This is a genomic window from Streptomyces sp. NPDC111802, from assembly GCF_055634335.1.
Genome location: NZ_JBVKCZ010000034.1, coordinates 1 through 20,362 on the forward strand (window position 1 = coordinate 1; position 20,362 = coordinate 20,362).

Here is a 20,362-nt window from a genome sequence, read left to right on the forward strand (position 1 = left end):
GCTGCACGCTCCCCCACGCTCGAACCGGCTTCGCTCGGCTCGCGCGGGGGCACCCCCATCGCCCCCGCTCGGGTCGGTTGAGAGGCGCAGTCTCTTTCAGCCGACCTGATCCAAACGACAGGCCCTAGAGGGACTCCAGGAAGCCGAGCGCCACCCGCCAGGTGGCCTCGGCGGCCTCCTCGTCGTAGTCCGGCAGATCGGGGTCCGTGTAGAGGTGGCCCGCCCCCGCGTATCGGTACACCTCGACATCGGCGCCCGCTCTGCCCATCTGCAGATACCAGGCGCTCAGCCAGTCGTCCGTCTCGAACGGGTCCGGCTCGGCGACATGCAGCTGCCCCGGCAGACCGTCCGCCGAGGCGCTCGCCGCGATGTCCGACGTGCCGTGCAGGAGCAGCAGCCCGCGCGCCTTCTCGTCGCCGAGCGCGAGGGTCTGGGCGACGGACGCGCCGAGCGAGAACCCGGCGTACACAAGGCCTCGCTCCGAGTAGGGCGCGGCGGCGAGCACCGCCCGCTTCAGCAGCTCGTCCTTGCCGATCCGCTCGTTGAACTCCATGCCCTCCTCGACCGTCTCGAACGTGCGCCCCTCGAAGAGGTCCGGCGTCCACACCTCGTGTCCGGCGGCGCGCAGCCGGTCCGCGGCCTGGCGCACCGCCGGCCTGAGTCCGAAGGTCGAGTGAAACAGCATGATGTTCATGAGGCCATGGTGCCAGCCGGGTACGACAGCACAGTGACCACCGCCTCACGGGCGCGGATGTTCATGACCCCCCTCGGGTGGTTACGTTCGGAGGATGGAGAACATACTCCGCCCGCTGATCGTGATCGGCGGCTCGGTCCTGCTCACCCTGATCATCGGGTGGGCCACCGACCGCCTGCTGCGCAAGGTCGACGACCGGCACAGCGAGACCCCGCTGTGGGGTCTGCTGCGCCGCGCCCGGATTCCTTACCAGCTCGTGCTGTGCGCGGCCCTGCTCAGAGGGTCGTACGACGAGGCCCAGGTCCTCCAGGAGTTCCGGGTCGCGATCGGCCGGGTGCTGACGCTGGTGCTGATCGGGGCGGCCGCCTGGCTGGCGATCGGTATCGCCGCGGCGGTCGTGGAGACGACGTACAGCCGCTACGCCCGTGTTCACCGGGACCCCGCCCGGGTGCGCCGGGTGCGCACGCAGGTGACGTTGATCATGCGCGTCGTGTCGGCGGTCGTCGGCGTGGTGGCTGTCGCGGCGATGCTGCTGACGTTCCCGGCGATGCGCGCGGCCGGTGCCTCGCTGCTGGCCTCGGCCGGCATCCTCGGCATCGTCGCCGGTGTCGCCGCGCAGTCCACGCTGAGCAACATGTTCGCCGGGCTGCAGATCGCCTTCGGCGACATGGTGCGCATCGGGGACACGGTCGTGGTGGACGGCGAGTGGGGCACGGTCGAGGAGATCACGCTGACGTTCCTGACCGTGCGGACATGGGACGAGCGCCGGATCACGATGCCTGTGTCGTACTTCACGTCGAAGGCCTTCGAGAACTGGTCGCGCGGCGGCGCCCAGATGACCGGCACCGTCTTCCTCCATGTCGACCACTCGGCCCCGATGGAGGCGATGCGCGAGCAGCTGCGCGACATCCTGCGCGCGTGCCCGGCATGGGACGGCCGCGACTACGGCCTGGTCGTCACCGACTCCACGCCGAGCACCATGGAGGTGCGGGCCCTGGTCACCGCGAAGGACGCGGACGACCTGTGGACGGTACGGGTCGCGGTGCGCGAACAGCTGATCCGCTGGCTGACCGAGAAGCACCCCTACGCGCTGCCGCGCGTCAACGCCACGGACGCGGCCCTGCCGCCGGGCTTCCCCGTCCCCGGGCGTATCCCGACGGCCCGCCGCACCCATCAGCACGACCATCAGCCGGCAGCGCGCCCGGATCGCTCCTGACCGAGTCAGTGACCGCGCTCGGCCCCACCGTTGACCTGGATGATCTGCGAGGTGATGTGCCCGGCGCCGTGGGACGCCAGCCAGTGCAGGGTCGCGGCGACGTCCCCCGGCGCACCGGCCCGCCCGGTCGAGGTCTCCGCGACGAGCCGTGCCCGCCGCTCCTCGTCGATGCCGTCGCCGCCGAAGAACTCGGTGTCCTCGACATAACCGGGCGCGACCACGTTCACGGTGATGCCGCGCGGCCCCAACTGCCGGGCCAGATCATGGGCGTACGGATGCAGCGCGGCCTTGGACGCCGCGTACGCCCCGCTGCCGGACCCCCGGAAGGCGGCGATGGAGCTCAGGAACAGCACCCGCCCGCCGGGGTCGGCGAGCCGGTCCTTCAGGGCCTCGGTGAGCAGGGCCGCCGTCAGGGTGTTGAGGCCGAAGTTGAGGGTCCAGTTGTGCAGGACGACATCGAGGGGCTCGTCGCTGTCCACCTTGGGCTCCAGGTATCCGGAGCCACCCGCGCTGTGGATCAGTACGTCCACGGTGCCGAGCTCCGACGCCACGAACCGCTCCACGCCCCGCACACCGCGCGGCCTGCTCAGATCCGCCGCGTAGATCAGGGCGTCCGGCACGCCGGCCTGCTCCAGCACCTCGGCACGTCTGCCGAGCAGCAGCACCCGGTCCCCGTCCGCCGCGAACAGCTGCGCCGCCGCGAGCCCGATTCCCGTACCGCCTCCACTGATCACCACGTTGCGAGCCATGATCAGATCCTACGAAAGGGGCGCACCGGCAGCGCGATCACCTGAGGCTGCGCACGTCCAAATGCCGCAGCACCCGATCCACCACCTCCGGATCGGCCCCCGCCTCACTGCGCGCCGCCAGCACCTCGTGCCGCGCCGCGCTCAGCATCTCGCCCTGGATCCGCCGCACCCGCTTCAGCCGCCGCACCCGCTGCTGATGGGCCTCCCGACGCTCGTCCTCCCCCATCTCCGGGCTGATCCGCACCCCGATGTCGAACGCCCGCCGGAGCATCTGCTCGGACAACTCCTCCGGCAGGTCCTCGACAGCCTCGATCTCCCGCAGCCTGCGCTTCGCCGCCTTGGCCGCGCGCACCGCAAGCTGCTTCTCGAAATCCTTCTCCCGCTCGCTGTCGGCACGCACCCCGAGCCTTTTCACCAGCCACGGCAAGGTCAGCCCCTGCACCACCAGCGTCGCCATGATCACGCCGAACGCGATGAACACGATCTCGTTCCGGTCGGGGAAGGGGGCGCCCGAGTCGGTCTCCAGGGGGATGGCCAGCGCCAGGGCCACGGACGCCACGCCGCGCATCCCCGACCACCACATCACGACGGTCTCGCGCCAGCTCACCGGGATCTCCTCGTCGACGTCCCGCTTGGCGTGCATCCGCTTGGTGAGCCAGGTGGCCGGCAGCAGCCACAGCAGCCGCACCAGTACGACGACACCGACCACCGTGCCCGCCCAGCCGAGCATCTCCTGCCAGCGCCCGGACGCCGTGCCCACCGCGATGTGCAGTTCGAGCCCGATCAGCCCGAACGCGACGCCGGTGACCAGCGTGTCGACGATGTCCCAGAAGGTGTGCCCGGCGAGCCGTGTCATCACGTCGTCGGCGTCGGTGGCGTACTCGGCGAGGAACAGGGCCGTGACGAGCACGGCGAGCACACCGGAGCCGTGGAGCTCCTCGGCCAGCACGTAGGAGGCGTACGGCACGAGCAGCGAGAGCCCGATCTGCAGGGTCGCGTCCCCCAGAATGTCCATCAGCTTGTTGGCGCCCCACCCGAGGGCGAGCCCGACGGCCAGCGCGACGACGGCCGAGAGAACGAGATCGAGCCCTGCCTCCCACGCGGTGAAGCTGCCGCTCACGGCGGCGGCGATGGCCACGTGGTACAGCACGATGGCCGTCACGTCGTTGAAGAGCCCCTCGCCCTCCAGGATGGACACCAGGCGCCTCGGCAGCCCGAGTTGCCCGGCGACCGCGGTCGCGGCGACCGGATCGGGCGGCGCGACGAGCGCGCCCAGCGCCACGGCGGCGGCGACCGGCAGCCCCGGCACGATGGCATGGGCGACCGCGGCCACGCACAGCGTCGTGACGAACACCAGCGCCACGGCCAGCAGGAAGATGGGCCGCACATTCGCCGCGAACTGCCGCCACGAGGTCCGTCGCACGGCCGCGTACAGCAAGGGCGGCAACAGCAGCGGGAGGATCAGATCCGGCGGCACGTCGACGTTCGGCACGAAGTCGAGCAGCGCGAGGACGATCCCGAGCAGGGTCATCAACACCGGCGCGGGCAACCCGAACCGATCCCCCACCGGGACACTCACCACGGCCCCGAGCAACAGCACGAACAGCAGGGCCAACTGATCCACGGTCAGCGCTCCGGTGACATCGGCATCCACAAGGCAGGCCTCAAGCCTGCCACGCCGCCCTTCTCACCAGCGCCTACGGGCCCCGGCTACAGAGCGCGCCGCATCGCCCGGTGCGGTATCCCGGCGTCGGGGAACTCCGGCCCGTAGGCCACGTATCCCAGCCGCTCGTAGAACCCCAGCGCATGCGTCTGCGCGTGCAGATCCACGGCTGTGAGGCCACGCGCGCGTGCCGCCTCCTCGATCGCCCGCACCAGGGCCGCCCCGACGCCGAGCCCACGCGCTGCCTGGTTCACCGCGAGCCGCCCCAGCGAGCCGACCGACGGATCGCCGTCGACCTTGGCCGCGGCCGCCTCGCCGTACAGCAGCCGCCCGGTCCCGAGCGGCAGCCCGTCCTCCCGGACCGCCAGCACATGCACGGCCTCGGCGTCGTAGGCGTCGTACTCGATCTCCTGCGGGACGCCCTGCTCGACGACGAACCTCCTTGCGCACCGCGAAGCACGCCTCGCGGTCGGCGGGGTCCTCGGCGACCCGCACGGCATACGACGGGACGCTCGACGGGGAGGTCATGCCCACGTCTCCTCGCGGACCTGGTCCAGCGCCTCCTGAAGATCGGCCGGGTAGTCGCTCTCGAACTCGACCCACGTCCCGTCCCCGGGGTGCTCGAAGCCGAGCCGCACGGCGTGCAGCCACTGGCGGGTCAGCCGGAGCCGCTTGGCGAGCGTCGGGTCGGCGCCGTACGTGAGGTCGCCGACGCAGGGGTGGCGGTGGGCGGCCATGTGGACGCGGATCTGGTGGGTGCGGCCCGTCTCCAGCTTCACGTCGAGCAGCGAGGCCGCGCGGAACGCCTCGATGAGGTCGTAGTGCGTGATGGACGGCTTGCCTTCGGCCGTGACCGCCCACTTGTAGTCGTGGTTGGGGTGGCGGCCGATCGGCGCGTCGATGGTGCCGCTGGTCGGGTCGGGGTGGCCCTGGACGAGCGTGTGGTAGCGCTTGTCGACCGTGCGCTCCTTGAACTGGCGCTTGAGCGACGTGTACGCGTATTCGGACTTGGCGACGGCCATCAGTCCCGAGGTGCCCACGTCGAGCCGGTGCACGATGCCCTGGCGCTCGGCGGCCCCGGACGTCGAGATCCGGTACCCGGCGGCGGCCAGCCCGCCGATGACCGTCGGTCCGGACCAGCCGGGGCTCGGGTGCGCCGCGACGCCGACCGGCTTGACGATCACGACCACGTCATCGTCGTCGTGCACGATCTCCATGCCCTCGACCGGCTCGGCGACGATCTGCACCGGCGCGGGCGCGCCCGGCATCTCGACCTCCAGCCAGGCCCCGCCGCGCACCCGCTCGGACTTGCCGACCACGGCGCCGTCGACCTGGACCTTGCCCGCCGCGGCGAGCTCCGCGGCCTTGGTACGGGAGAAGCCGAACATGCGGGAGATGGCGGCGTCGACGCGCTCGCCCTCCAGGCCGTCCGGCACGGGCAGGGTTCGGATCTCGGGAATCGTGCTCACCCGACGAGTATGCCGGACGGGTGAGACAGACCCGACCGCGCGCTCAGTCCTTGTGGACAGTGCCGTCCGGGTCGAGCCCCCGGAACGACAGCAGCACGATCAGGATGCCGCCGCACACGATCGCCGAGTCGGCGAGGTTGAACACCGCGAAGTGCTTGGGCGCGATGAAGTCCACGACCGCGCCCTCGAAAACGCCCGGCGAGCGGAAGATCCGGTCGGTGAGATTGCCGAGCGCGCCGCCGAGCAGCAGGCCGAGCGCGATGGCCCAGGGCAGGCTGTACAGCTTGCGGGCGAGCCGGGCGATCACCACGATCACGGCCGCCGCGATCACCGTGAAGATCACGGTGAAGGCCTCGCCGAAGCCGAAGGCCGCGCCCGCGTTGCGGATCGCCTCGAACTGCAGCCAGTCCCCGATGATCTCGATCGGCGGGTGGTGCTCCAGCGTGGCGACCACGACCATCTTGCTGACCAGGTCGAGGGCATACGCGAACGCGGCAACCCAGAACAGCACGGCGATCCGGCGCTTGCCCCGAGGCCGCTCGGCCGGAGCGCCCTGCGCGGCGTCACCGTCGGCCGACACCGTGGTCCCGGCGTCGCCGGCGGCATGCGCGCCCGCGTCGGACTGCTCCGGCTCGGCTCCCGCCGGCTCTGGGGTATCCGGCGTACCGATGATGCGCTCCGCCTCTGCCACGTGAGTCCCTCAACCTAGTACCTGACTGAGGACGAGAGTACGGCACGTCCCGCGGCACCCGGAGACCGGTCAGTACCGCCGTTCCTGCTTCTGTTTGCACTCCACGCACAGGGTCGCGCGCGGGAAGGCCTGCATACGTGCCTTGCCGATCGGGTTGCCGCAGTTCTCGCACAGTCCGTAGGTGCCCGCGTCGAGCCGCTCCAGGGCCCGCTCGGTCTGGGTGAGCATCTCCTGCGCGTTCGCGGCGAGCGCCAGCTCGTGCTCGCGCGTGATGTTCTTGGCACCGGTGTCGGCCTGGTCGTCGCCCGCGCCGTCCCCGGAGTCCCGCATCAGGCCGACCAGGGACTGCTCGGAGGACGTGATCTCGTCGCGGAGCCGCATCACCTCGGCCATCAGCTCGGCCCGTGCCTCCTCGACCTCCTCCGGGGTCCAGGGGTCCTCACCGGGGCGCACCGCGAGCTCGCCGGGCTCCACCGCCGCGGCGAGGCGTGCCTTGGGAACAGCGGTCTTCGCCGCCGTGGCCGTGCCAGGGGTCTTCTTCGCAACCACCGTCGTGGCTCCCGTCTGCTCCGCGGCCTGCGCCGCGCCCACCTTCTTGACCCTGCTGTCGGCGACCGCACCGGACCCGGCCGCCCCGTGCGCGCCCATGCTCTTTCCGGAGGCGCTCTTCCCGGCCGCGCTCTTCCTGGCCGCGCTCGGTTTGGCGACGCTCTTCTTGGCTGCGCTCGGTTTGGCGACGCCGGCGCCCTGTTCACTTGAGACCCTGTTGCCGGCCGTCTCCTTTCCGACCCGTGCTTTGCCGGCCACGGTCCCGGCCGTCTTCTTGGCAGCGCTCTCCTTGGCCTGCTCGGCCGCCTTGCCCTTGGCAGCGCTCCCAGCGCCCTTGGACGCAGCCGCCTTCTTGGCCGCGGCCTTCTCGACTCCGCCCTTCACAGCGCTGCCCTTCTGAGCACCGCTCTCCTCAGCGCCGCCTTTCTGAGCACCGCCTTTCTGAGCACCGCCCTTCCTGGCAGCGGTTTCCTTGGGAGCGCTCTTCGATACGGCAGCCTTCTTCTTCCCGGCCCCCTTGGGCGCCTCTGCCACCACCTCGGCAGCGACCGCTTTCTTCCCAGCCGCCTTCCCGGCAAGCTTCCCGGCCGCCTGCGCGCCTTCCTCCTTCTTCGCGGCCTTCCGCGCAGCCGTCCCGCCCCCGGCGGCCGCCTGGACCGTCTTCACCGGCTTCCCGCCCCGCGCCCCCTCAGTACCCCCCTGCGTGCCCTTCTTCGCGCCCGCATCCTTGGCCGCCCCGCCGGAAGCATCCGCACGCGCATGTGTGGACCTGCTCGACGCCGACTGCCGTACGGCGGTCTTCTTCGCCACCATGCCGCGGCCCCTTCACATATTGTGATCTTGCTCGCGAATCGTGCTGGGACGATAAATCGACTTGAGTCCCGCGGCAACGGGGCACACCGCCCGATTCGCCCGCCTCGCGCATGTCGCGCGGCAGACCTGCATGCGTTGTGCCCAGCTCCCCGCCGGGTATGCCGCCAAGCTGAACGTCCCAGAATCCGAACAGGCGTACCGCACCATTCGGGTCACCGCAGCCCGAAGCCGCGCCCCGCCCCACGCCCCGGAAATCCGGTCGGCCGCTGTCCGTGCGGCGCCGTACACTGGGCGGAGCGAAAAGCGTGGATGGGGACGAGTAGCGACGTACGCAGCCCATAGCGACCCGGGGACGGTGGAAGCCCGGGGGCGAGCGCGACGTGAAGATCACCCCGGAGCCGTCGGAAGAAAGCCGCAGCTGAACAGCAGCGGTCAGTAGAACCGGCATCGCGACCCCAATGAGGGGGCTCATCGGCGCACACCCCGCGCCGGAGGGCCAAGGAGGGTGGTACCGCGGGAGCGCGCCGAAACCGGCGTAGGGAATGACTCGGCTCTCGTCCCTCCGGACGGAAGGCAGCAAGTCCGCCGGAGGAAGCTCGCTGATGACAACGCCGACGTACCGCCAGGTGCCCGCCCAGGTCGACCTGCCCGCCCTCGAGCACGCGGTGCTCGACTTCTGGCGCGAGCAGAAGATCTTCGCCAAGAGCCTGGAGCAGTCCGAGGGCCGCCCCGAGTGGGTGTTCTACGAGGGCCCGCCCACCGCCAACGGCATGCCCGGCGCCCACCACATCGAGGCCCGCGTCTTCAAGGACGTCTTCCCCCGCTTCCGCACCATGCGCGGCTACCACGTGGCCCGCAAGGCCGGCTGGGACTGCCACGGCCTGCCGGTGGAGCTGGCGGTCGAGAAGGAGCTCGGCTTCTCCGGCAAGAAGGACATCGAGGCGTACGGCATCGCCGAGTTCAACGCCAAGTGCCGCGAGTCCGTGCTGCGCCACACCGACGCCTTCTCCGACCTGACGACGCGCATGGGCTACTGGGTCGACCTCGACGACGCCTACGTCACGATGGAGCCCGAGTACATCGAGTCCGTCTGGTGGTCGCTGAAGGAGATCTTCAACAAGGGCCTGCTGGTCCAGGACCACCGCGTCGCCCCCTGGTGCCCGCGCTGCGGCACCGGCCTGTCCGACCACGAGCTGGCGCAGGGCTACGAGACGGTCGTCGACCCCTCGGTGTACGTCCGCTTCCCGCTCACCTCCGGTCCGCTCGGCGGCGAGGCCGCGCTCCTGGTGTGGACGACCACGCCCTGGACGCTCGTCTCCAACACGGCCGTGGCCGCGCACCCCGAGGTCACCTACGTCGTCGCGAGCAACGGCGAGGAGAAGCTCGTCGTCGCCGAACCGCTCGTCGCCAAGGCCCTCGGCGAGGGCTGGGAGACCACGGGCCAGTCCTTCACCGGCGCCGAGATGGAGCGCTGGACATATCAGCGCCCCTTCGAGCTGGTCGAGTTCCCGGAGACCGAGGGCGGCACCCACTACGTGGTCAACGCCGAGTACGTCACCACCGAGGACGGTACGGGTCTGGTCCACCAGTCCCCCGCCTTCGGTGAGGACGACCTCAAGGTCTGCCGCGCGTACGGCCTGCCCGTGGTGAACCCGGTCCGCCCCGACGGCACCTTCGACGAGGACGTCCCGCTGGTCGGCGGCGTCTTCTTCAAGAAGGCGGACGAAAAGCTCACCGAGGACCTCCAGCAGCGCGGTCTGCTCTTCAAGCACATCCCGTACGAGCACAGCTACCCGCACTGCTGGCGCTGCCACACCGCGCTGCTGTACTACGCGCAGCCGTCCTGGTACATCCGCACCACCGCGATCAAGGACCGTCTCCTCCAGGAGAACGAGGACACCAACTGGTTCCCGGAGACGGTCAAGCACGGCCGCTACGGCGACTGGCTGAACAACAACATCGACTGGGCGCTGTCCCGCAACCGCTACTGGGGCACCCCGCTGCCGATCTGGCGCTGCGAGGACGACCACCTCACGGTCGTCGGCTCCCGCGCGGAGCTCACCGAGCTGACCGGCACCGACCAGTCGGGCCTCGACCCGCACCGCCCGTTCATCGATGACGTCACCTTCGCCTGCCCGCAGTGCGCCAAGACGGCCACGCGCGTACCGGAGGTCATCGACGCCTGGTACGACTCGGGTTCGATGCCGTTCGCGCAGTGGGGCTACCCGTACAAGAACAAGGAGCTGTTCGAGGCCCGCTACCCGGCGCAGTTCATCTGCGAGGCCATCGACCAGACCCGCGGCTGGTTCTACACGCTGATGGCGATCGGCACGCTGGTCTTCGACAAGTCGTCGTACGAGAACGTCGTCTGCCTCGGTCACATCCTTGCCGAGGACGGGCGCAAGATGTCCAAGCACCTGGGCAACATCCTGCAGCCGATCCCGCTGATGGATCAGCACGGCGCGGACGCGGTGCGCTGGTTCATGGCGGCCGGCGGCTCCCCGTGGGCGGCACGCCGTGTGGGCCACGGCACGATCCAGGAGGTGGTGCGCAAGACCCTCCTCACCTACTGGAACACGGTCGCCTTCCAGGCCCTGTACGCCCGTACGTCGAACTGGGCGCCGTCCGCGGCCGACCCGGCCCCGGCCGACCGCCCGGTCCTGGACCGCTGGCTGCTGTCCGAACTGCACGCGCTGGTCGACCAGATGACCCAGTCCCTGGACGCATACGACACCCAGCGCGCCGGCAAGCTGCTCTCGGCGTTCGTCGACGACCTGTCGAACTGGTACGTCCGCCGCTCGCGGCGCCGCTTCTGGCAGGGCGACAAGGCGGCGCTGCGCACGCTGCACGAGGTCGTCGAGACGGTCACGAAGCTGATGGCCCCGCTGACCCCGTTCATCACCGAGCGGGTGTGGCAGGACCTGATCGTCCCCGTGACCCCCGGCGCCCCGGAGTCGGTCCATCTCGCCTCCTGGCCGGAGGCGGACCTGACGGCGATCGACCCGGAGCTGTCGAAGCAGATGGTCCTGGTCCGCCGGCTGGTCGAGCTGGGCCGCGCCACGCGCGCGGAGTCGGGCGTGAAGACCCGCCAGCCGCTGTCCCGGGCGCTCATCGCCGCGGCGGGCTTCGCCGCCCTCGACCGTGAGCTGCACACGCAGATCACGGAGGAGCTGAATGTGAGCTCGCTCGCGTCCCTCTCCGAGGTCGGCGGCAGCCTGGTGGACACCACGGCCAAGGCCAACTTCCGCGCCCTGGGCAAGCGGTTCGGCAAGCGCGTCCAGGACGTGGCGAAGGCCGTCGCGAACGCCGACGCGGCGGCGCTGTCCCTGGCCCTGCGCGAGGGCACGGCGTCGGTGGAGGTCGACGGTGAGACGGTCACCCTCGCCCCGGACGAGGTGATCATCACGGAGACCCCGCGCGAGGGCTGGTCCGTGGCCTCGGACTCCGGCGCGACGGTCGCCCTCGACCTGGAGATCACGGAGGAGCTCCGCCGGGCGGGCCTCGCCCGTGACGCGATCCGCCTGATCCAGGAGGCCCGCAAGAACAGCGGCCTGGACGTGGCCGACCGGATCGCCCTGCGCTGGACGGCGACGGATCCCGCGACCATCGCGGCCCTGAGCGAGCACACCGAGCTCATCGCCGACGAGGTCCTGGCGACGGACTTCGCCCAGGGCGAGGCGGACGACAGCTACGGCTCCCCGTTCACGGACGAGGGCCTGACCCTGACGTTCCGCCTGCGCAAGCAGTAGCGAGCCTCAGCCGGACGACCGAAGGCCCGGGACCACCAAAGAATCTTGGTGGTCCCGGGCCTTCGGCGTTGCGTACGTCGGACACCGCACCCAACGCCGAACAAACACCGCAAACCTCGTGAACACGCGTAGCAAAAGGACGGGGCCCCGGATCAAAATCCGGGGCCCCGCCCTGAACGCTGCCGACGCCTATGGCGTACTACCAACCGTCAGTTGTCGTCCTCGTCGATGAGGAACCCGCGCATCGGCGACGGGGCCTGGCCCATGGGGCCGGGGCCCTGCGGCCGGACCGGTGCCATCGGCTGGGTCATCGCCGGCGACATCTGCTGCTGACCGCCGTAGGACGGAGCAGCCGGAGACGGGGCGCCGCCCATCGTCTGGTTGCCGCCGTACGACGGGGCACTCGCGCCGGCCGGTGCCATGGAAGGCGCCGGGGACGGCGGGAGGGACGCGGTGGCCGGGGTGCGCGGCGGGGCGAGCGAGTCGTCCGACTGGGTCTCCAGCTGGCGCAGCTGGGACTCCAGGTAGGACTTCAGCCGCGTGCGGTACTCGCGCTCGAAGCCACGCAGGTCCTCGACCTTGCGCTCCAGCGTTGCGCGGGCGGACTCCAGGGAGCCCATCGCGACGCGGTGCTTCTCCTGCGCGTCCCGCTCCAGGGCGTCGGCCTTGGCACGGGCGTCACGCTCAAGACCCTCGGCACGCGAACGCGCCTCGCCGACGATCTTGTTGGCCTCGGAACGGGCCTCGGCGATCGCCTGGTCGGCGGTCTGCTGGGCGAGCGACAGAACGCGCGCGGCGCTGTCGCCACCGGGGCCGCCCTGACCGGGACCACCCATGGGGCCGCCCATCGGACCACCCATCGGGCCGCCCATCTGCTGCATGGGGGGCTGGCCCATCGGCCCCGGACCCTGGCCCATCGGACCGGGACCCTGCGGGCCACCCTGACCGCCGGGACCGGCGGGCAGCTGCGGGGCACCGCTCGGCAGCTGGGGCGGACCACCCATGGGGCCACCCATCTGCTGCTGCGGCGGGCCCGATATCCCAGCGGGGACAGGAGACCCGGGACCGCGCATGCCCTGCGGCATACCGCCCTGCTGGGGCATGCCACCCTGCTGCTGGTCCTGCGGACCGCCGGGCCCCTCCGGAGGCTTGCGCATGTTCTGCTGGTTCTGGGCAGCAGCACGCGTGGCCGCGGCCAGCTTGGCGCGCAGGTCCTCGTTCTCGCGGAGCAGGCGCGTCAGTTCGGCTTCGACCTCATCGAGGAAGGCATCGACCTCGTCCTCGTCATAGCCTTCTCGGAGGCGGACGGTCGTGAACTGCTTGTTCCGCACGTCCTCGGGGGTCAACGGCATCTCTTCACCTCAACGTAGTCGTCGGCAGTCGGCAAGACCGTATCTGTCACATCGTTCACATCGCGCTCCGTACAACGGTGATCAGGATGTAGACGATGATCATCAGTACGAAGAAGGACAGGTCGAGCGCCACGCCCCCGAGACGCAGCGGCGGGATGAACCGCCGCAGAAGCTTCAGCGGTGGATCAGTGACAGTGTAGGTGGCCTCCAGAACGACCACCATCGCCTTGCCGGGTTGCCATGAGCGGGCGAACTGGAAGACGTAGTCCATGACCAACCGGAAGATGAGCACGATGAGGAACACCATCAGCGCGATGTAAAGAACCTGCAAGACCACGCTCATGACTGGTGTTTCCCTCTCCCCTGTTCCCTGTTCCGTGCTGTTCTTCCGGTGGTGCGTCTCAGCTCTGGTTGAAGAACCCGCCCTCTGCGATGCGGGCCTTGTCCTCCGCCGTGACATCGACGTTAGCAGGAGACAACAGGAACACCTTCTGGGTCACCCGCTCGATGCTGCCGTGAAGACCAAACACCAAACCTGCCGCAAAGTCGACAAGTCGCTTCGCGTCTGTGTCATCCATCTCAGTCAGATTCATGATCACCGGGGTGCCCTCACGGAAGTGTTCCCCGATGGTACGGGCCTCGTTGTAGGTCCGCGGGTGAAGTGTGGTGATCCGGTACGGCTCTCGTTCCGACACGACCTTGGGCATGATCACCGGTGCGTTCTTCTCCAGGCTTGCGCGTTCTTGTGTGATGGACGCCACGGGCGCGATGCGCGCCGGGCGGCCGGATTCCGCGGGTAGCGAAGCCGCACGAGCCAGCGGTTCGCGCGGCGCGGGCGGCTGAGCGATTCGCACCTCTTCGTCCCTTTGGGACTGATGTGCGCCGTGTGACTGATGTGACGGCTCGTGCCGTCGGTGGTCCCGCTCGGGCTCCGGGTCCAGTTCGGGCTCGAAGTCGTCATCGGGGTCGAACCCCCGGCCGTCGTACCCATCGTCCTCCACGAGGCCGAGGTAGACCGCCATCTTGCGCATCGCGCCGGCCATGCTCTGAGTCCTCCGCTCTGTGGTGGATCGGCGACTGCCAAGTGCCTGTGATCCACACGGTCGTTACGCCCGCCTTTCGGCGACATTGACCATATTTTCTGCTGTGGTCCGACTTCTTGGCGACGTTACCCGAGCCTGGGGCGGACTCCGAGTACCGCAGTGCCGACGCGCACATGTGTCGCACCCGCCGCCACCGCCTCTTCGAGATCCGCACTCATCCCTGCCGACACCATGTTCGCAGCCGGATGAGCTCGGCGCAGGTCGGTCGACAAATCCATCAACCGCTCGAACGCCGCCTGTTGGCGCCCCGCGTACTCCCCGGCGAGCGGGGCGACGGTCATCAGCCCGTCGAGCCGCAGCCCCGGAGCCGACGCGACGACGTCGGCCAACTCTTCGATGCCGCCGGGCGCCACACCACCCCGTTCGCCCCGCTCGCTCGTTCCCGCGTCCAGGGCCACCTGGATGAGGCAGCCCACCTCACGCTCCTGCCGTACGGCCTCCTTCGACAGGGCCGTCACCAGCCTGGACCGATCGACGGACTGTACGAGGTCCGCGTAACCGACCACGGATCGCACCTTGTTGGTCTGCAGCTGGCCGACGAAGTGCCAGGCGAGGGGCAGATCCGAGCAGGCGGCGGCCTTCGGCGCCGCGTCCTGGTCGCGGTTCTCGGCGACATGGCGCACACCGAGCTCCGACAGGATCCGCACATCGCTCGCCGGGTAGGTCTTGGTGACCACGATGAGGGTCACCTCCTCGCGCTTGCGCCCTGCGGCGACGCACGCGGCGGCGATGCGTTCCTCCACCTTCGCCAGGTTTGTGGCGAGTTCGCCCTTGCGGTCCGTCATGCTCTCTCAGTCCAACCAGACATATCCCGCGAGTCGCCCCGTGCTGCGCTCGCGGCGGTAAGAGAAGTGGTCGCTCGACTCCAGGGTGCAGACCGGGGACTGTGCCCGGTCGTGCACCCCGAGGCGCGCGAGTTGGGCGTGCACGCCGGCGGCCACGTCCACCGCGGGCGTGCCCCAACTCGTCTCGGCGTACGCCGTCGGCTCCACCGCGGCCACCTCGGCGCGCATCGCCTCCGGCACCTCGTAGCACCGGCCGCAGACGGCCGGGCCGGTGCGGGCGACGATCCGGGCCGGGTCGGCGCCGAGTTCGGTCATCGCGCGTAGCGCGGCCGGGACCACCCCGGCGATCATGCCCGGCCGTCCCGCGTGGGCCGCCGCGGCGATCCCGGCGACCGGGTCGGCGAGCAGAACCGGCACGCAGTCGGCCGTGAGAACGGCGAGGGCGAGACCCCGCCGCGCCGTGACGATCGCGTCGACGTCGGGCACCGGACGTTCCCGCCACGGTCCGTCGACCACGACGACGTCGTTGCCGTGCACCTGGTTCATCCAGACGACGTCGCCCGGAGCGAGCCCGAGCGACTTGGCGGCCAGCTCGCGGTTGGTCCGTGCCGTCTCGGGGTCGTCGCCGACCGCACCGCCGAGGTTGAGCTCCTCATACGGAGCGGCGCTCACCCCGCCCCACCTGTCGGTGAAAGCGAAGTGCGCGCCGCTCACGGTGTCGCGCTGTCCTATCACGTCTGAAGGATCACTTAAGGAAGTCCGGGACGTCCAGCTCTTCCGCCGCGCTGTCGGCGTAGGTCCGCGACGGCGGGACCGGCGGGGCGACCGGGATGTCGGCCACCGGCTCCGGCGCGGGCTCCGGCTCCTCCTTCGGCGTGACACTGCCGAGCGAGCCGAAGGACGGGCGGCTCTCGGGCTGCCGTACCGGAGTGGGCTCCTCGCGGCGGGCCGAGGACGAGGTCGAGCCGAGGACGTTGTCCCGGCGGGCCGGCGGCTGGCCGCCGTCGAAGCCGGCCGCGATCACGGTGACCCGGACCTCGTCGCCGAGGGCGTCGTCGATGACCGCGCCGAAGATGATGTTGGCCTCGGGGTGGGCGGCCTCGCTGACCAGCTGGGCGGCCTCGTTGATCTCGAACAGACCGAGGTCGGAGCCACCGGAGATGGAGAGCAGCACGCCCCGGGCCCCGTCGATGGAGGCTTCCAGCAGCGGCGAGGAGATCGCCATCTCGGCCGCGGCCACCGCACGGTCGTCGCCGCGGGCCGAGCCGATGCCCATGAGCGCCGAACCGGCCTCGGACATGACCGACTTGACGTCGGCGAAGTCGAGGTTGATGAGACCAGGGGTGGTGATGAGGTCGGTGATGCCCTGGACACCGGAGAGCAGGACCTGGTCGGCCGACTTGAAGGCGTCGAGTACCGAGACCTGGCGGTCCGAGATGGACAGCAGCCGGTCGTTCGGGATGACGATGAGGGTGTCGACCTCTTCGCGGAGCTCGGCGATGCCGTCCTCGGCCTGGTTGGCGCGGCGCCGTCCCTCGAAGGTGAACGGGCGGGTGACCACACCGATGGTGAGGGCGCCCAGGGAGCGGGCGATGTTGGCCACGACGGGCGCGCCGCCGGTGCCGGTGCCGCCGCCTTCACCGGCCGTCACGAAGACCATGTCGGCCCCCTTGAGGACCTCCTCGATCTCCTCGCGGTGGTCCTCGGCGGCCTTGCGGCCGACGGCCGGGTTGGCTCCGGCGCCGAGTCCGCGGGTGAGTTCACGGCCGACGTCGAGCTTGACGTCGGCGTCGCTCATCAACAGAGCTTGCGCGTCCGTGTTGATGGCGATGAACTCGACGCCCTTGAGACCGACCTCGATCATCCGGTTGATGGCATTGACACCACCGCCGCCGACACCGATGACTTTGATGACTGCGAGGTAGTTCTGCGGTGCTGCCACGTCGAAGGCCTCTCGCCTCGAGTTACGGGTCGTCGGATCGCGGGGAGCGATGTGCTTCGCGAACCGGCGACTGATGCCGAATGGGACGGTCCGTAGCGCCGACCCGAACCCTAACCCTGAAGTTTAGGGTTACCAGTGTGTCTGTTCCTTGAAGTCTTCTGAACAGGACACTAAGTCGACAAGTGGCGCACGTTCAACGAACACGCCGAACCTCCCGTTTTTCTTTTCACCCTATGTGATCAGCCATGTCGCTGCCCAACCAGGGTGCTGGCCTGCGCGAATGTGCGTCAACTCCCCGCTGACGCAGGGGCGGTGGGAACGCTGACGTCGAAGTGCCGCGCATCCGGCGAGGCTTTCATGAGAGCGTTGAGTGCGCGAGCTTTCGCGGCCCCCTTCTCACCGCTTCCCCAGTCGACGGTCGTGCCGCCGCTCAACACCAGCGAGATGTCGTCGTAGGAACGGACCTTGACGACCTGGGTGCCGCGCGCCACGGCTGCCGGAAGTGCGTCGGCGACCCGCACGGCCTCCCGCACCAGACGGGCCTCGCCGAAACGGCGCAGGCTCGCGGCGGCGGAGCTCGACCGGGACACCGTCAATTCCAATGTGGGAACGTCTTTCGGAGCCTCAGAAACTGTGGCGAAACGGACACCTTCATCGTCCACTTCGATGAACTTTCCGCCGTTTTGAACGACCAGAACCGGAGTACGCTCCATCACTTTCAGGCCGATTCCATGGGGCCAGGAGCGGACGACGTCGACCTCGTCAATTCGGGGCAATTTCCGGCGCAGTCGCGCCTCAATCGCATCGGTGTCGACGGAAATCAACGGCGCCCCGACGGGGACGTCGGCCGCCTCCAGGACCTGCTCGGACGTAAGAACCCGCGTCCCGGCCACCGATACGCGCTCCACGCGCAGCCACTGGGAGCCGTACAGCACCCATACGGAGCCTGCGCCGAGGAGTGCAAGGACGACAACAAGAATGATCATCGTACGAAGGCGCGGCAGTCCCAACCTCCGCCGGGCGAGGGGCGGGTCGGACGACTCCTGCTGGCGTTCACCGCGCTCGGCGGTCGTCGGTCCGGCCACGCTCCCTGCCCTCCGTCATACGGTTCCTAACGGCGGTGCGAGGCGATCGCCTCGTACACCATGCCGACGAGCAGGTCGTCGGCGTCCCGGCGGCCGAACTCGCTTGCGGCGCGGGACATCTCGTACAGCCGATGCGGGTCGGCGAGCACGGGCAGTACGTTCTGCTGCACCCACTCGGGCGTCAGTTCCGCGTCGTCGACCAGCAGTCCGCCGCCGGCCTTGACCACCGGCTGGGCGTTCAGCCGCTGTTCGCCGTTGCCGATGGGCAGCGGGACATAGGCGGCCGGGAGTCCGACGGCGGAGAGTTCGGCGACGGTCATCGCACCCGCGCGGCAGAGCATCATGTCGGCCGCGGCGTACGCGAGGTCCATCCGGTCCACGTACGGTACCGGGATGTACGGGGGCATTCCCGGCATCTGGTGTACTTGCGGCAGTTCGTTCTTCGGGCCGACCGCGTGCAGGATCTGGATCCCGGCCTGCTGGAGATAGGGCGCGACCTGCTGGACGACCTCGTTGAGACGGCGGGCGCCCTGCGAGCCGCCGGAGACCAGCAGCGTGGGCAGGTTCGGGTCGAGCCCGAACATCGCGCGGGCCTCGGGGCGGGCGGCGGCCCGGTCGAGGGTGGCGATGGTGCGGCGCAGCGGGATGCCGATGTAACGCGCGCCTCGCAGCTTGCTGTCCGGCGTGGAGACCGCGACCTGGCTGGCGTACCGCGAACCGATCTTGTTGGCCAGGCCCGGCCGGGCGTTGGCCTCGTGGATGATGATCGGCACGCCGAGGCGCTTGGCGGCCAGGTAGCCGGGCAGGGCGACATAGCCGCCGAAGCCGACGACGGCGTCCGCCTTGGTGCGCTCCAGGATCTGCTCGGTCGCCTTGATCGTGCCGCGCAGCCGGCCCGGGACGGTGATCAGCTCGGGGGTGGGCTTGCGCGGCAGCGGGACCGCCGGGATCAGCGCGAGCTCATAACCCCGCTGTGGAACGAGCTTGGTCTCCAGGCCACGCTCCGTGCCCAGGGCCGTGATCCCCACGGTCGGATCCTGCCTGCGCAGGGCGTCCGCGAGGGCGAGCGCGGGCTCGATGTGGCCGGCGGTCCCCCCACCGGCGAGTACGACATGCACCGAAATTCACCGCTCTCCGGACGAGCGCGCCGCAGCGGCACGCCGTCGCATCGTGTTCCATCTCCGAGGCCCCCGGTCTCGCACGGCGCCTCCCGCACGCTTTCTACCAAAGCGGGGTTGCCGCACGGAAAGCGCTGCCCGCGCAGCGGGCTCATCGCGTGCGAAGGCGATCAGCAGCCCGATGGCGAACATGGTCGGCAGCAGGGCTGACCCTCCGTACGAGAACAGCGGGAGGGGGACTCCGGCGATCGGCAGCAGACCGAGCACCGCACCGATGTTGATCACCGCTTGCGCGGTGATCCAGGTGGTCACGCCTCCCGCGGCATATCTCACGAAGGGGTCCTCCGTGCGTCCGGCCACGCGGATACCCGCATAGCCTAGAGCCGCGAAGAGGGCGAGCACCGACAGCGTCCCTGACAGGCCCAGTTCCTCACCGGTGACGGCGAAGATGAAGTCGGTGTGGGCTTCGGGTAGTTGACCCCATTTCTCCACACTCGCACCCAGCCCGGAGCCGAAGATTCCGCCGGACGCGAGCGCGTAGATGCCGTGCACGGCCTGCCAGCAGTCGACGGCGCCGCCGCGCGGCTCGGTCGCGCCCAGGCACTGCAGGCGGGCCATTCGGTTCTGGCTGGTCTTGATCAGGACGAGACCGATCAGACCGGCGACCGACAGCACGCCCACGAACAGCCGGGTCGGTGCCCCCGCCAGCCACAGCAGGCCGAACAGGATCGCCGACAGGATGATCGCCGTACCCATGTCGCCGCCGAGCATGATCAGCCCGAGCAGCATGAAGGCGACCGGCACGAGCGGCACCAGCATGTGCTTCCACTGGGTCAGCAGCTTCTTGTCCTGCTTGCGGGCGATCAGGTCGGCGCCCCACAGCACCAGCGCCAGCTTGCCGAACTCGCTGGGCTGGATCTGGAAGGAGCCGCCGAGGGCGATCCAGTTCTGGTTGCCGTTGACCGCGACTCCTATCCCGGGCACCTGCACCAGCGCCATCAGGAAGACGGCGCCCGCGAGGATCGGGTAGGCCAGCGCCCGGTGCAGCTTCACCGGCATGCGCGAGGCCACGAACAGCAGCACACTGCCGATCACGGCGGCCAGGAGTTGCTTGCGGAAGAAGTACGACCCCGGCTTGGACAGCTGCAGCGCGGTGATCTGGGAGGCCGAGTAGACCATCACCAGACCGAGCACGGTGATCAGCAGGCTGCCGCCGAGGATGAGGTAGTACGCGGTCAGCGGCCGGTCCCACGCCCGGTGCAGACGCGAGTGGAGCCGCTGTACGGCGTTCTCGCGCGCCGGCCCCGCAGTGACGGGCCGGCGAACGGCTCGCTGTACGGGCGGCCGTCCCGTACGGCTACCGGGCATCGGCGCTCACCGCCTC

17 protein-coding genes and 1 pseudogene are annotated in these 20,362 nt (G+C 69.9%); 2 read left to right on the forward strand and 16 right to left on the reverse strand.

Annotated features, from left to right (window positions below; translation table 11 throughout):
• Window positions 1-124: 124 nt before the first annotated feature.
• Window positions 125-694, reverse strand: coding sequence for a dienelactone hydrolase family protein (locus ACZ7NC_RS31435; RefSeq protein WP_471492916.1), 570 nt, complete (start codon window positions 692-694; stop codon window positions 125-127).
• Window positions 695-788: 94 nt separating this feature from the next.
• On the opposite strand from ACZ7NC_RS31435, the gene ACZ7NC_RS31440 reads away from it, so the two are divergent.
• Window positions 789-1,910 (forward strand): mechanosensitive ion channel family protein, encoded by a 1,122-nt coding sequence (locus tag ACZ7NC_RS31440; RefSeq protein WP_471492918.1) that lies wholly within the window; start codon window positions 789-791, stop codon window positions 1,908-1,910.
• Between the two features lie 5 nt (window positions 1,911-1,915).
• Here ACZ7NC_RS31440 and ACZ7NC_RS31445 read toward each other — a convergent pair whose 3' ends face one another.
• The 6 genes and pseudogenes from ACZ7NC_RS31445 to ACZ7NC_RS31470 form a co-directional block, all read right to left on the reverse strand.
• Window positions 1,916-2,659 (reverse strand): SDR family NAD(P)-dependent oxidoreductase, encoded by a 744-nt coding sequence (locus ACZ7NC_RS31445; protein ID WP_471492920.1) that lies wholly within the window; start codon window positions 2,657-2,659, stop codon window positions 1,916-1,918.
• 37 nt (window positions 2,660-2,696) lie between these two features.
• Window positions 2,697-4,283, reverse strand: coding sequence for a Na+/H+ antiporter (locus ACZ7NC_RS31450; RefSeq protein WP_471492923.1), 1,587 nt, complete (start codon window positions 4,281-4,283; stop codon window positions 2,697-2,699).
• A gap of 86 nt (window positions 4,284-4,369) precedes the next feature.
• Window positions 4,370-4,850: pseudogene (locus ACZ7NC_RS31455) on the reverse strand (GNAT family N-acetyltransferase).
• Window positions 4,847-5,791, reverse strand: coding sequence for an RluA family pseudouridine synthase (locus ACZ7NC_RS31460; RefSeq protein WP_471492925.1), 945 nt, complete (start codon window positions 5,789-5,791; stop codon window positions 4,847-4,849). Before ACZ7NC_RS31460 ends, ACZ7NC_RS31455 begins: the two are co-directional and overlap by 4 nt.
• Window positions 5,792-5,834: 43 nt before the next feature.
• On the reverse strand, window positions 5,835-6,482 hold the full coding sequence (gene lspA, locus ACZ7NC_RS31465) for a signal peptidase II (RefSeq protein WP_471492927.1): 648 nt from the start codon (window positions 6,480-6,482) through the stop codon (window positions 5,835-5,837).
• Window positions 6,483-6,551: 69 nt separating this feature from the next.
• The gene (locus ACZ7NC_RS31470) at window positions 6,552-7,844 is read right to left on the reverse strand and encodes a TraR/DksA family transcriptional regulator (protein WP_471492929.1); all 1,293 of its coding nucleotides are present in this window, start codon (window positions 7,842-7,844) and stop codon (window positions 6,552-6,554) included.
• Window positions 7,845-8,446: 602 nt separating this feature from the next.
• Here ACZ7NC_RS31470 and ileS point away from each other — a divergent pair.
• Window positions 8,447-11,593, forward strand: coding sequence for an isoleucine--tRNA ligase (gene ileS, locus ACZ7NC_RS31475; protein ID WP_471492931.1), 3,147 nt, complete (start codon window positions 8,447-8,449; stop codon window positions 11,591-11,593).
• A 209-nt stretch (window positions 11,594-11,802) separates the two neighbouring features.
• Here the strand turns inward: ileS and ACZ7NC_RS31480 are convergent, their stop codons facing one another.
• The 9 genes from ACZ7NC_RS31480 to ftsW form a co-directional block, all read right to left on the reverse strand.
• Window positions 11,803-12,945, reverse strand: a complete 1,143-nt coding sequence (locus tag ACZ7NC_RS31480; protein ID WP_471492934.1) for a DivIVA domain-containing protein — start codon at window positions 12,943-12,945, stop codon at window positions 11,803-11,805.
• A 55-nt stretch (window positions 12,946-13,000) separates the two neighbouring features.
• Window positions 13,001-13,288 carry a YggT family protein gene (locus tag ACZ7NC_RS31485; RefSeq protein ID WP_030950525.1) on the reverse strand — a complete coding sequence of 96 codons (288 nt, stop codon included), beginning with the start codon at window positions 13,286-13,288 and terminating at the stop codon, window positions 13,001-13,003.
• Window positions 13,289-13,346: 58 nt separating this feature from the next.
• Window positions 13,347-13,988 carry a cell division protein SepF gene (locus ACZ7NC_RS31490; protein WP_471492936.1) on the reverse strand — a complete coding sequence of 214 codons (642 nt, stop codon included), beginning with the start codon at window positions 13,986-13,988 and terminating at the stop codon, window positions 13,347-13,349.
• A gap of 125 nt (window positions 13,989-14,113) precedes the next feature.
• Window positions 14,114-14,833 (reverse strand): YggS family pyridoxal phosphate-dependent enzyme, encoded by a 720-nt coding sequence (locus tag ACZ7NC_RS31495; RefSeq protein ID WP_471492938.1) that lies wholly within the window; start codon window positions 14,831-14,833, stop codon window positions 14,114-14,116.
• A 6-nt stretch (window positions 14,834-14,839) separates the two neighbouring features.
• Window positions 14,840-15,568, reverse strand: coding sequence for a peptidoglycan editing factor PgeF (gene pgeF / locus ACZ7NC_RS31500; RefSeq protein ID WP_471492941.1), 729 nt, complete (start codon window positions 15,566-15,568; stop codon window positions 14,840-14,842).
• Between the two features lie 10 nt (window positions 15,569-15,578).
• Window positions 15,579-16,775 carry a cell division protein FtsZ gene (gene ftsZ, locus ACZ7NC_RS31505; protein WP_403455930.1) on the reverse strand — a complete coding sequence of 399 codons (1,197 nt, stop codon included), beginning with the start codon at window positions 16,773-16,775 and terminating at the stop codon, window positions 15,579-15,581.
• A gap of 287 nt (window positions 16,776-17,062) precedes the next feature.
• Window positions 17,063-17,860: a cell division protein FtsQ/DivIB gene (locus ACZ7NC_RS31510; protein ID WP_471492943.1), complete on the reverse strand. Its 798-nt coding sequence runs from the start codon at window positions 17,858-17,860 to the stop codon at window positions 17,063-17,065.
• 26 nt (window positions 17,861-17,886) lie between these two features.
• The gene (gene murG, locus ACZ7NC_RS31515; RefSeq protein WP_471492946.1) at window positions 17,887-18,978 is read right to left on the reverse strand and encodes an undecaprenyldiphospho-muramoylpentapeptide beta-N-acetylglucosaminyltransferase; all 1,092 of its coding nucleotides are present in this window, start codon (window positions 18,976-18,978) and stop codon (window positions 17,887-17,889) included.
• 6 nt (window positions 18,979-18,984) lie between these two features.
• Window positions 18,985-20,346 carry a putative lipid II flippase FtsW gene (gene ftsW, locus ACZ7NC_RS31520; RefSeq protein ID WP_471492948.1) on the reverse strand — a complete coding sequence of 454 codons (1,362 nt, stop codon included), beginning with the start codon at window positions 20,344-20,346 and terminating at the stop codon, window positions 18,985-18,987.
• Window positions 20,347-20,362 lie beyond the last annotated feature (16 nt).